This is a genomic window from Bacillus sp. JST-5, from assembly GCF_057747715.1.
In genome coordinates this window covers 1-11,135 of sequence record NZ_JBYLHW010000078.1, presented here as the reverse complement: position 1 = coordinate 11,135, position 11,135 = coordinate 1, and the positions used below count along the sequence as shown (strand labels likewise).

General features: G+C 33.8%; 13 protein-coding genes, 1 pseudogene and 1 riboswitch. Of the genes and pseudogenes, 12 read left to right on the top strand and 2 right to left on the bottom strand.

Annotated elements, in window-relative coordinates:
• Positions 1 to 177: 177 nt before the first annotated feature.
• Positions 178 to 730 (bottom strand): annotated as a pseudogene (locus tag AC3ASS_RS12470) (aminotransferase class III-fold pyridoxal phosphate-dependent enzyme); the annotation flags it as partial.
• 248 nt (positions 731 to 978) lie between these two features.
• Entirely contained in the window at positions 979 to 1,857 is an 879-nt protein-coding gene (locus AC3ASS_RS12465) for a bifunctional 5,10-methylenetetrahydrofolate dehydrogenase/5,10-methenyltetrahydrofolate cyclohydrolase (RefSeq protein ID WP_488283852.1), read from the bottom strand.
• Between the two features lie 52 nt (positions 1,858 to 1,909).
• A riboswitch (ZMP/ZTP riboswitch) is annotated at positions 1,910 to 1,998 on the bottom strand.
• A gap of 242 nt (positions 1,999 to 2,240) precedes the next feature.
• On the opposite strand from AC3ASS_RS12465, the gene AC3ASS_RS12460 reads away from it, so the two are divergent.
• The 12 genes from AC3ASS_RS12460 to AC3ASS_RS12405 all read left to right on the top strand — a co-directional run bounded on the left by AC3ASS_RS12460 (position 2,241) and on the right by AC3ASS_RS12405 (position 10,848).
• Positions 2,241 to 2,858: a hypothetical protein gene (locus tag AC3ASS_RS12460; RefSeq protein ID WP_488283851.1), complete on the top strand. Its 618-nt coding sequence runs from the start codon at positions 2,241 to 2,243 to the stop codon at positions 2,856 to 2,858.
• A gap of 141 nt (positions 2,859 to 2,999) precedes the next feature.
• Positions 3,000 to 3,908: an EamA family transporter gene (locus tag AC3ASS_RS12455; protein ID WP_488283850.1), complete on the top strand. Its 909-nt coding sequence runs from the start codon at positions 3,000 to 3,002 to the stop codon at positions 3,906 to 3,908.
• 76 nt (positions 3,909 to 3,984) lie between these two features.
• Positions 3,985 to 4,119, top strand: a complete 135-nt coding sequence (locus tag AC3ASS_RS12450) for a hypothetical protein (RefSeq protein ID WP_488283849.1) — start codon at positions 3,985 to 3,987, stop codon at positions 4,117 to 4,119.
• Between the two features lie 180 nt (positions 4,120 to 4,299).
• Positions 4,300 to 5,265, top strand: coding sequence for an oxygen-dependent tRNA uridine(34) hydroxylase TrhO (trhO, locus tag AC3ASS_RS12445; RefSeq protein ID WP_488283848.1), 966 nt, complete (start codon positions 4,300 to 4,302; stop codon positions 5,263 to 5,265).
• A gap of 216 nt (positions 5,266 to 5,481) precedes the next feature.
• Complete coding sequence (locus tag AC3ASS_RS12440) at positions 5,482 to 6,270, top strand: CAP domain-containing protein (RefSeq protein ID WP_488283847.1); 789 nt, start codon at positions 5,482 to 5,484, stop codon at positions 6,268 to 6,270.
• 141 nt (positions 6,271 to 6,411) lie between these two features.
• The gene (locus AC3ASS_RS12435) at positions 6,412 to 6,927 is read left to right on the top strand and encodes a mismatch-specific DNA-glycosylase (RefSeq protein ID WP_488283846.1); all 516 of its coding nucleotides are present in this window, start codon (positions 6,412 to 6,414) and stop codon (positions 6,925 to 6,927) included.
• On the top strand, positions 6,924 to 7,691 hold the full coding sequence (locus AC3ASS_RS12430; protein WP_488283845.1) for an exodeoxyribonuclease III: 768 nt from the start codon (positions 6,924 to 6,926) through the stop codon (positions 7,689 to 7,691). The genes AC3ASS_RS12435 and AC3ASS_RS12430 overlap by 4 nt, the downstream gene beginning before the upstream one ends.
• 102 nt (positions 7,692 to 7,793) lie before the next feature.
• Positions 7,794 to 8,621: an aldo/keto reductase gene (locus AC3ASS_RS12425; RefSeq protein WP_488283844.1), complete on the top strand. Its 828-nt coding sequence runs from the start codon at positions 7,794 to 7,796 to the stop codon at positions 8,619 to 8,621.
• 199 nt (positions 8,622 to 8,820) lie between these two features.
• Complete coding sequence (locus tag AC3ASS_RS12420) at positions 8,821 to 8,964, top strand: hypothetical protein (RefSeq protein ID WP_488283843.1); 144 nt, start codon at positions 8,821 to 8,823, stop codon at positions 8,962 to 8,964.
• 73 nt (positions 8,965 to 9,037) lie between these two features.
• Positions 9,038 to 9,835, top strand: coding sequence for an adenosylmethionine decarboxylase (gene speD / locus AC3ASS_RS12415; protein WP_488283842.1), 798 nt, complete (start codon positions 9,038 to 9,040; stop codon positions 9,833 to 9,835).
• 110 nt (positions 9,836 to 9,945) lie between these two features.
• Positions 9,946 to 10,566: an NUDIX hydrolase gene (locus AC3ASS_RS12410; protein ID WP_488283841.1), complete on the top strand. Its 621-nt coding sequence runs from the start codon at positions 9,946 to 9,948 to the stop codon at positions 10,564 to 10,566.
• A 141-nt stretch (positions 10,567 to 10,707) separates the two neighbouring features.
• Entirely contained in the window at positions 10,708 to 10,848 is a 141-nt protein-coding gene (locus tag AC3ASS_RS12405; protein WP_488283840.1) for a hypothetical protein, read from the top strand.
• Positions 10,849 to 11,135 lie beyond the last annotated feature (287 nt).

The following is an 11,135-nucleotide window of genomic DNA, read 5'->3' as shown; positions in this document are numbered from 1 at the left end:
AGACCTCTTGGAGGGTGGAGTGACCACTGGCATAAAGAGAACAGCTATTCACGGAAGTTATAAAGACTTGCGTCAATGATCTTAATTGAACCGCCGTATACCGAACGGTACGTACGGTGGTGTGAGAGGTCGGGGGTTAGTCACCCCCTCCTACTCGATTGATACATTACCTTCATCTTAAAACTGCTTGATGCTTACCATTTCCGCAATCGAATCAAAAATAATATCTACAGCGGTCTTTAGCTCATCATCGGTCACCGCCAAAACAGGGATAAACGTGATGACAGGACCTAATGGTCGGATAATAAGCCCGCGCTTTCTAGCTTCTAAAATAATTTTATGCTCAATCTGCTCCGAGCGCTCGAATATTTCTTTTGTTTTCTTATCCTTGACGATTTCGATGCCAATCATGAGTCCTTTTTGACGAATATCACCGACGATCGGCAGTTCATAAAGCTTTTGCAATTTACCTGCCAACGCATGGGCTTTTCGTTGGACATCCGAAACTAAGTTTCTCTTTTCGATCAACTCAATATTTTTTAACGCAACAGAACAAGATAATTGATTTCCCGTATATGTATGACCATGGAAAAATGTTTTATTTTCATGAACATCTCCTAAAAATGCAGAATAAATTTCTTCTGTTGTCAATGTTGCCGCCTCCTGTGATGCCTTTGGCTAAGCAAACAATATCAGGCTGGACATCTTCTTGTTCGCAGGCAAATAAAGAGGAAACCAGTCTTCCCCTCTATTCTAAATCTATTTCAGAGATACCCTATCTATCTTACTTTACACAAAATTCTTGACGGTACATAAGTCACAGACATTTACTTGAAAGTCGCTTGAGATATTTGTAAATTGGTTGAATCTATTTGCAAGTAGAACGTTATAAACCAAATAACATGTAAAGCCAGTGAAAAGTTAAATAAAGATTTCACTGGCTTTTTCAATTATAAAGGATTATTTTTTCCAAGTTTGTTACGCATTTTTAGGCGGAGATTGAAATAATGGCGAATTAGCGAGTAGTTGTTTTTCAGCTGATTTTACCGTATGTTTTAACAACATAGATATTGTGACTGGACCCACACCTCCTGGAACAGGTGTGATTGCAGAAGCTTTTTTCACACATGCTTCATAATCAACATCACCGATATTCCCCGGATTATATCCAGCGTCTAAAATGACTGCACCTTCTTTAATCCAATCACCTTTAATAAATTTTGGTCTTCCAACAGCTGCGACAACAATGTCAGCTTGACGGATAATTTCTGGAAGGTTAACTGTTTTAGAATGGCATGTCGTAACGGTTGCATTTCTATTTAAAAGCAACATAGAAACAGGTTTACCTAAAATTGGACTTCTCCCTACAACGACCGCATATTTTCCTTCGACTGGAATACGATAATAATTCATGATTTCTATAATTGCAGCAGGAGTACAAGATGGGTAATGACCAATACTAAAAGCTGTCTCCCCAAATCCTTTGCTAGTTACACCATCAACATCTTTCTCAACGGCAATCGCATCAAAAGCTTTTCTTTCATCAATATGGCTCGGTACTGGATGTTGGAGTAAAATCCCGTGAACGTTTGGATCTTGATTTAATTGTTCGATGGTTGCAATTAAAGTATCCGTATCTGTTTCTTCAGGGAGGTGAATCTTTTTCGAAGTCATCCCAATGCGTTTACAAGCATTTCCTTTCATACGAACATATGTGACGGATGATGGATCGTTTCCAACCAAGATCGTTGCTAAGCATGGAGTCACGCCATTTTCTTTTAAAACTTGCACTTTTTTTCTTAGTTTCTCTTGAATGGATTTCGCTACTTCTAGACCGTCTAAAATTAATGTTTCCATAGAATCTCCTCCTAAAAACATAAAAAGAGATAAGGATATTTATACAATTCCTTATCTCTGCCCAGACGACCCGACATTATATATATTTACGCAGCTCCCTCGTGGTTAATTCCACATTTGTCGTCAGTTACTGCGTATAGTTATTCATTTTTCACCTTCATCATATCAGAAGGAATTTTTAATATCAATACATATTTTTTAAATAAATAAAAAATTTTCATCGTTATTTTGTATACGTATCAAGCTTATATTTAAATGAACGAATTATTATATAATGAAGGATAGAAATGCATCCTTCTTTCATTGGTTTAAAATGGATAGTTGTTGTATTCATTTTCATGTTCATACTAATCATGATAACCTATGAAAGGAAGGGATGCCTAATGAATTTCGAATGGTTTATTCGTGTGAGTGAGGATCTCCAAGATCATTTAACTCCCATATGTGAAGAATTTGATCAAGTAGGACATATGACGATAGATCGTGCTGCTAGACATCCAATCATTGAATTTTTTGTAGAAGATGATAATGGGAATCGAGATTATTTTTGTACATTATTTTACGATCCATTTAACGAAGAATTCTATATGGAAGAATTCGATCTTCAATTAGAACAAACAACACGTGTTATACTAACGGATATAGATGAAATTGTAGATGCTGTTCATAAAAGTTTCCACCATTATATAAATGATGATGAAGAAGAAGAGGAATTACACGAAACGGACGTACTTGACGAAATCGATGTCGATTGGACAACACCGGAAATAACAGCATATGCCCATGAAGATGAGGTCGAAGTTTTATATCAATTCGGAATTGTTCGTGAAACCGGAGATGGTGTATTACGTAGAGTAAATAAAGTGTTAACAACTAATGATGAATTAATTAAAGATGAATCCAATTTTATCTTTAGTAAAGATGAAGCAAGCACGATTATTGCATTAATTGCTTCCCATATGGATTCACTAAGTAATCTTGATGAAATTCCTTCAAATTAGGCATCTAAGGTTATCACACAATTTGGGAAGGATTGAAGTCCTTCCTTTTTGTCATTAAATTTATATTTAAGTTAAAATTAGTGTTATAGTTGAGATTAGAAATTCATATGTGATAGGAATAGGTTAGAGGGGAATTCGGGGATGGAAATTGTTCAAACGAAAGCTGTTCAAAAACAAAAAGGGATAGGAATACTTTTAGTATTAACAGCTGCCATTCTTTGGGGTGTTTCAGGTACAGTAGCACAATATTTGTTTCATAATGAAGGATATTCTTCAGAATGGTTAGTTGTGATACGACTGTTAATAGCTGGATTTCTGTTATTAGTTATTTCAGCTATCAATAAAATTTCCATATTGGATATTTGGACAAATAAGAAAGATGCTGTAGCTATTGTTCTTTTTGGTATTTTAGGAATGTTAGCCGTTCAATATACATATTTCGCTGCCATTGAAGCAAGTAATGCTGCTACCGCAACATTATTGCAATATGTAGCTCCCGTTTTCATTGTTATTTATTTAGCTGTTAAAGCAAAAAATATGCCGAAACGAGTAGAGTTCATAGGAATTTTTTTAGCACTTATCGGAACATTTTTATTAGTGACAAATGGAGATTTAAACCAATTATCCATAAGTTCAGCTGCAATTATATGGGGTCTATCATCGGCATTAGCATTGGCATTTTACACGCTATATCCGATTAAACTACTTCAACGATATCGTTCATCTTTAGTGATGGCATGGGGAATGCTTATTGGCGGAGTCGGTATGAGTTTTTATCATCAACCTTGGAATGTTGAAGGAAATTTTTCACCTCAAGCGATTATAGCCGTTATTTTTGTTATCATCTTTGGTACGATTATTCCATTTTTTTGTTATTTAGAAAGCTTAAAATATTTATCAGCAAGTGAAACTAGTTTGCTCGCATGTGCAGAACCACTATCTGCTGCACTTTTAGCGGTGATTTGGTTACAAGTTTCTTTTGGATTATTCGAATGGTTAGGTGCCTTTTGCATTATAGCAACCATTATTGTATTAGCGAAAAATAAGTGATCATTCATTTTTTTACACTAATATCATAAGATATATTAAATGGTGCAAGAAAGGTACTGGCTAGAGGTGATAAAAGATGGAAAACATAAAATCAAAATCATTGACTGAGTACAAAAATACGATTGTTGAAAAGCGATGGAAGCGATTCGCTTTAACCATTGGTCCTGTTGGCATTTCTTTCATCATATACTTAAGTATTCAGTTTTTATAAAATCAAATATGATAAATATGAAGACGTGAATAGACCTAATCTATTCCGTCTTTTTTATTCGTAACATTCTATTGATAAAAATAAAAATTGTGATATAATTTTCATTTGGACATGTAAGACTATTTTATAATAGCCATCTTACATTATATCTTGCAAATATAAAGGATAGGTGGTAATCAAATGTCAGAAAAAAATTACAGAGTATTGTTATTCTACAAATATGTACACATCGAAAATCCAGAAGAATTTACAAAACAACATTTAAAATTTTGTAAAGAACTTGGATTAAAAGGAAGAATCCTTATTGCTGAAGAAGGAATTAATGGTACTTGTTCAGGAACAATTGAACAAACAGATATTTACATGAATACATTAAGACAAGATCCACGCTTTAGCGATATGGTCTTTAAAATAGACGAGCATGATGGACATGCATTCAAAAAAATGCACGTTCGCCATCGTCCAGAACTAGTAACTTTACGTTTAGAAGAAGATGTAAATCCAAATGAATTAACTGGTCGTTATTTATCACCAAAAGAATTTTATGAAGAAATGCAAAAACCTGACACAATTGTCATTGATGCAAGAAACGACTACGAATACGATTTAGGACATTTCCGTGGCGCTATTCGCCCAGACATAAAAGCGTTCAGAGAATTACCTCAATGGATCCGTGAAAATCGCCATCTTCTAGAAGGTAAACGCATTTTAACCTACTGTACAGGCGGAATTCGCTGTGAAAAATTCTCTGGCTGGTTAATTAAAGAAGGTTTTGAAGATGTTAGCCAACTTCATGGCGGTATCGTCACTTATGGAAAAGACCCAGAAGTTCAAGGAGCTTTATGGGATGGTAAATGTTATGTTTTTGACGAAAGAATTTCTGTACCGATTAACCGCAAAGAACATGTGATTGTTGGTAGAGATTATTTTGATGGCGAACCATGCGAACGTTATGTGAACTGCGCAAATCCAGAATGTAATAAACAGATTCTTTGTTCCGAAGAAAATGAGCATAAATATTTACGCGGTTGCTCTCATGAATGTCGAGTACACCCTAGAAACTTATATGTAAAAGAACATAACTTATCTAAAGAAGAAGTAGAAGAACGCTTAGCAAAAATTGGTGAATCATTAGTAGCTAACTAATAAAAAGGCTTCCATTATGGAAGCTTTTTTTATTCTAAGTGTACTATGTTGTTTATTAATTTTATCGTAGAACAAATGGTTAGCTAAATATAATTGATGTATTTACCTAACAGAAACAACGGTTGATTTAATAAATTTTTCTTTTTTTTCCATCTATAGTTTTGTTTATACATTGACACCCTATAAATGATATCAATCAAGTTAAGGGGGTCAAATATGAAACGGATAAAATCTTTGTCCATCATATTGATATTAACAGTTGTTTTAAGTGCATGTAATATGAACAACAATGAAACAAAAAGAGATCGATATGATAACGATCCATTTGAAACCGAACAAACAAGAAATGACTCAAGAAATGTCAATATGTTAGCCACAAGTATCAATGAATCCAGTGAAAACGTTCCTCACAATAAAAAGAATTATCAATGGCAAATTACATTGCATAAGTTTGGATTCAGCACGTTACCAAAACAGCCAAACGGCATAATAATAGAACAGGAAGAACAACAAACCCAGCCAAATCAACAACCACCAGTTCAACCGAAACAACAACAGCCTGCCCAACAAGCACCTACAACTCCAGAACAGGGGGAAGCAAAACAACCACTAGTATCAGATACATCCATTACACAATTGGAAAGAGCTGTTGTTGATTTGACAAATGCACAAAGACAAAAAAACGGCTTAAAACCATTAACAATGGATCCACATTTATCTAGTGTTGCTCGAAAAAAATCTGTCGATATGGCATCGAACAATTATTTTTCACATAATAGTCCGACATATGGTAGCCCTTTTGATATGATGAGAGACTTCGGAATTCAATATAATACTGCCGGTGAAAATATCGCCAGAGGTCAAACAACAGCAGAACAAGTAGTAAATAGTTGGATGAATAGTGAAGGGCATCGAAGAAATATTTTAAATCCTAATTTTACGCATATTGGAGTAGGGCATACTTCTAATGGTAACTATTGGACTCAAATGTTTATTGGTCGATAAAATCGTTAGCTCAGCCGGTTGATATGGTTGAGCTTTTTATCATTTCAATCAAATGAAAAAGATCCAAGTCATATTTCTTTTATCACAGCACACCTTTCGTTTACAATACAAAATATGACGATATAGAGTAGGTGTAAAAAAGTGATTCCTGATCATTTAAGAAAAGATTTAAGTCTCATTTTTGTTGGTTTTAACCCAAGTATCGTTTCAGGTGAAACTGGCCATCATTATGCAAATAAAAATAATCGTTTTTGGAAAATACTATATGCATCAGGCCTTACGGATCGCCTATATCGTGCAGAAGAAGATCATTTATTGCTTCATTTAGGTTACGGATTAACGAATATTGTGGAACGTCCGACCAAATCTGCTGCTGAAATTACAAAACATGAATATGAGGAAGGTAGGATACGGTTAAAAGAAAAGTTAGTCTACTACCAACCAAAAATTGTTTGTTTTGTTGGAAAAGGAGTTTATAAAGAATACTCCCAAATAGTTGATATTCCTTGGGGGAAACAGAAAAAGTCAGTGTTACCCAATATGATTGATTTTGTTGCTCCTTCATCAAGCGGACTAGTACGTATGAAAATGGATGAAATTGTTTCTATTTATAAAGATTTACATAGATTAGTTAAAAAGTTAGGGGAACGACAATGAAATTAGTATCATGGAATGTGAATGGAATACGAGCATGTGTGAAAAAAGGTTTTCTTGAATACTTCCAGGAAGTGAATGCAGATATTTTTTGTATCCAAGAAACAAAGATGCAAGAAGGACAATTAGAATTAAATTTGAATGGATATGAACAATATTGGAACTATGCTGAAAAAAAGGGATATTCTGGTACTGCTGTTTTTACAAAACGAAAACCACTTTCAGTTTCATATGGGTTTAACAAAGATGAAATCGAACCGGAAGGAAGAATCATAACGTTAGAATTTGATAACTTTTACTTAGTGAATGTATATACACCAAATTCACAGAGAGATTTAGCTAGATTAACATATCGTCTTGAATGGGAAGATCGAATTCGGGAATATTTAATATCTCTTGATAATATAAAACCTGTCATCTATTGTGGCGATTTAAACGTCGCACACCAAGATTTGGATTTAAAAAATGCTAAAACGAATCGAGGGAACTCTGGATTTACCAATGAAGAACGTGAGAAAATGACGAAACTTCTTAACAGTGGTTTTATCGATACGTTCCGCTATTTCTATCCCAATATAGAAGGGGCCTATACATGGTGGAGTTATATGAAAAATGTAAGGGAACGGAATATCGGATGGCGCATTGATTACTTTATTACGTCTAAACGTTTAAAAGAACAGTTAATCAATAGCGAAATTCATGCTAACATTTTAGGCAGCGATCACTGTCCTATTGTTCTTGAACTCTATGAATCTTCTAATAATTAAACATTTGTTTAAAAATTAAATTCAATTATTTGCCAAGTGTATGAATGTTATGCGAAAATTACGTTGTAGATTATTATCGTTAAATAGATAAGGAGTGAAAACATGAACGGGTTAACAAGCTGCACAACATTACATAACGGCGTAAAAATGCCTTGGCTCGGACTTGGCGTCTTTAAAGTTCAAGAAGGTGAAGAAGTAATCAATGCCGTAAAAACTGCGATTGAAGTTGGTTATCGAAGCATTGATACAGCCGCTATTTATAAAAATGAAGAAGGCGTAGGAAAAGCTATTGCAGAGTGTAACGTTCCACGAGAAGAATTATTTATCACTTCAAAAGTTTGGAATAAAGACCAAGGATACGATTCAACATTAAAAGCTTTTGATGAAAGTCTGAAAAAATTAGGACTTGATTATTTAGATTTATATTTAATTCATTGGCCACAACCATCCAAAGGCTTGTTCAAAGAAACATGGAAAGCATTAGAAAAACTTTACAAAGATGGACGTGTACGTGCTATTGGAGTAAGTAACTTTAAAGAAACACATTTAGAACAATTAATTTCAGATTGTGAAATTATTCCGATGGTTAACCAAGTCGAATTTCATCCAAAATTAACTCAGGAATCATTACATGAATATTGTAAAAAACATAACATTCAATTAGAAGCATGGTCTCCATTAATGCAAGGTCAAATACTAAACGAACCAACTTTAGTAGAAATTGCACAAAAGTATGGTAAATCTACTGCACAAGTGATTATACGTTGGGATTTACAAAATGAAGTTGTAACAATTCCAAAATCAATTACACCACATAGAATAAAAGAAAATGCAGATGTATTTGATTTTGAATTAACAAAAGAAGAAATGGATGCCATACGTTCTTTAAATGAAAATAAACGCGTTGGTCCGGATCCAGATGAGTTTTAATGATGAACAAAATAAAAGGTACTTACCTTCTATTAAAAGAAAGTTCACTTAAAATAAGGCACTCGTTATTCACGGGTGCCTATTCTTATTTAAGAATTTTTTTTATATGGTATTGTTCGATTTGATCTTTCAAATACATGGAATTTGACAATGATGAAAATTTGCTTTATTGGAAAAAATAATGAATGGAGGTGGTACAATGAATCGAGAAAGATTGGATCATGAGAAGATTGAAAAAGTGGCAAAGGAATTGATGAATAAAGGAATTCCATTAAGAGCATCAACATTTGCTGCAGCTATGGGATATTTACGTTACATAAAGGACGAAAAGAAAAATGAATGACTGAGATCGAATAAATCCATTATTGTTAACCAATTCTATAAAATAGTAACTATTATATTTGGGGGCCAATATGATGAACCCTGAAAAGAGAATTGAATTACACGGATTTAATAATTTAACAAAAACTTTAAGTTTTAACATGTACGATATTTGTTACACTAAAACAAAGGAAGAAAGAGAAGCCTACATCCAATATATTGACGAACAATATAATGCAAATCGTCTAACCAACATATTAAAAAATGTATCCGACATTATTGGGGCACACGTTCTGAATATCGCCAAACAAGATTATGTCCCTCAAGGAGCAAGTGTAACATTGCTTGTATCGGAAGGACCAATAGTTGAAGTTCCAGAAAGTACATATGAGGAATCACCAGGACCTCTTCCAGAATCCGTTGTCATGCAGCTTGATAAAAGTCATATAACCGTTCATACATATCCAGAATATCATCCGTATGAAGGAATTAGTACTTTCCGGGCAGATATAGATGTATCAACGTGTGGAGAAATTTCACCATTGAAAGCATTACATTACTTAATCCATTCCTTTGATACTGATATTATGACGATTGATTACCGTGTAAGGGGTTTTACAAGAGACATTGAAGGCTATAAACTGTTTATAGACCATGAAATAAACTCCATTCAAAACTATATACCGGCGACAATAAAAGAACAATACGACATGATTGACGTGAACGTATACCAATCGAATATTTTTCATACAAAGTGTAAAATTAAAGACTTTGATTTAAATAATTATTTATTCGGCTATACAAAAGATAAACTGTCAAAAGAGGAACAAAGAGAAATCGAAGAAAAACTTTTAACAGAAATGAACGAAATATTTTATGGAATGAACATTTAATGATATCGTCTGCATAATTGCAGACGTTTTTTAATTGAAAACTATTTTTACACAATTGTTAAATTCTTTTGATACAATAAAAGTAACCATTAAATAAAGAGGTAATGAACATGACGAAAGAAGAAATGGTAAAAAAGTTATCCAATCGGACTCCTTCCATTTTTGGAGAAGAGCAATTAAGAAAATATGGAATATTACTACCAATCGTAAAAAAAGATGAAGATTATCATATATTATTTGAGGTCAGATCAAAAAAATTAAAAAAACAACCAGGAGAAATTTGTTTTCCAGGAGGAGCCGTTGATAAAACTGATCCCAATCCTCAATACTCTGCTATTCGTGAAACTTCAGAAGAATTAGGAATTTCTGTATCCCAAATTGATCACGTTTACCCTTTAGATGTAATTGTCTCTTCATTTGGAAATCGCATTATTTATCCATTTGTAGGATTTTTAAAAGATAACATTAAATTCCATCCGAATCCTGATGAAGTTGATCATGTTTTTACTGCACCAATCAACGAATTAAAACGAATGGAACCTCTTTGTTATAACGTCCAATCTCAAATTGTACCTGAAGAAAATTTTCCTTTTCACTTAATAAATGGTGGGAGAAATTATAAATGGCACACCCAAACAATCCATGAATATTTTTATTTTTATAAAGATTATTGTATTTGGGGATTGACAGCAAATATATTAAGACATTTTTTAAATATTATAGACGTTTGATCTTCATTTTGATAAACAATACAGGAAATTTACATGAAACGGACAAAATTCTATGGATGCAAACGTATATTTTAGATGAATAATGAAAATTTCATAACGTTTGACAGTGGATTCCAACAAAATTGGAAGGAGTGTCCGTTTATGAAAAATTATGATATTGATCAGGTTTTGGAATGGTTTGATATGGAAGATTCGGATGTTGATAATGCAAAAATCGAATTTGTAGATATTGATGAATTATTAGATTCATACGAACAAGGGGAACAAAATTGTCACTCATGATCATAAACATGAGTGACAATTTTTTTATTTGAGCGTGCCCAGCTAAGCTGTTATCTGCTAGTTGGTGCAAGTCCAACCCGAGTAAGTGCCAAGACGCTCGGTAGCTGACAGGCAACTGGTGGAGAAATCCTAAGGTTGAAGCCCTGTGACAAAGTAACTCTCTTGGAGAGTGCGAGCAAATCAACAGACCGTAACATAAAGTGAATCCTGCCGCCTCGTCAAAAGAGACCTCCTATGGAGGACAAAGGGAAGTCGAGCCTGGTTAGATTGGGCGAAGACCACGGAAG